General features: G+C 37.4%; 2 protein-coding genes. Both read right to left on the bottom strand.

Annotated features, from left to right (window positions below; translation table 11 throughout):
* Window positions 1-124: 124 nt before the first annotated feature.
* Window positions 125-424 carry a type II toxin-antitoxin system RelE/ParE family toxin gene (locus E1163_RS00145; protein WP_155168517.1) on the bottom strand — a complete coding sequence of 100 codons (300 nt, stop codon included), beginning with the start codon at window positions 422-424 and terminating at the stop codon, window positions 125-127.
* The coding region (locus E1163_RS00150; RefSeq protein ID WP_155168518.1) for a type II toxin-antitoxin system ParD family antitoxin at window positions 417-628 on the bottom strand (212 nt) is incomplete at its 5' end. The genes E1163_RS00150 and E1163_RS00145, both read right to left, overlap by 8 nt.

The following is a 628-nucleotide window of genomic DNA, read 5'->3' on the forward strand; positions in this document are numbered from 1 at the left end:
TCCACGTTCGATTAGTAAAGGCTTCTACCTCGAAGCATATTTTCTTGAAAGTTTTTAAGCTTTTAGTCATTCCGGAAAATGTACGTTAGCGGTAATGGTGAACGCTTCGTGCCAAGCGTTACTTTTATTCTATCATTCTGTTTTTCAGATCCATACGACCGTGCAAAATTCTTGTTATTTCAACAAGATTAGCGCTTATTTTACGATAAAATATTATATGGCGATTTACTTTGAGGCCGAATAAATCAGTTCTTATTTCCTTATAGTTTTTCCCTAAATCGGGCTTGTTGGCTTTTTTTTGACAAAAATCAAGCAACATATTGTAGTATATATCAGCCTGATCTTCGGACCAATTATCAAACGTGTAGTCCCAAATTCCGTTTAGGTCATCCACCGCTTTGTTGGTTAGGTGGTATTCAGCCATTTTTTCTTTTATTCGCCTTTAGTTCCTGAAGATTCTTTTTGGAGTCAAATCCATATGCAATTCCGCTTTCTACTCCTTCTTGAACTGCGTTTTTTAAGGCAATGGTCTTGCTTTCTTCATTTTCCAGTAGACGGAGGCCGGCTCGAATTACTTCACTGACATTTTTGTATCTACCTGCCGAGACTTGGTTTTGAACAAATTGGT

The sequence above is a fragment of the Fulvivirga kasyanovii genome, assembly GCF_009711405.1.
Lineage (GTDB): Bacteria > Bacteroidota > Bacteroidia > Cytophagales > Cyclobacteriaceae > Fulvivirga > Fulvivirga kasyanovii.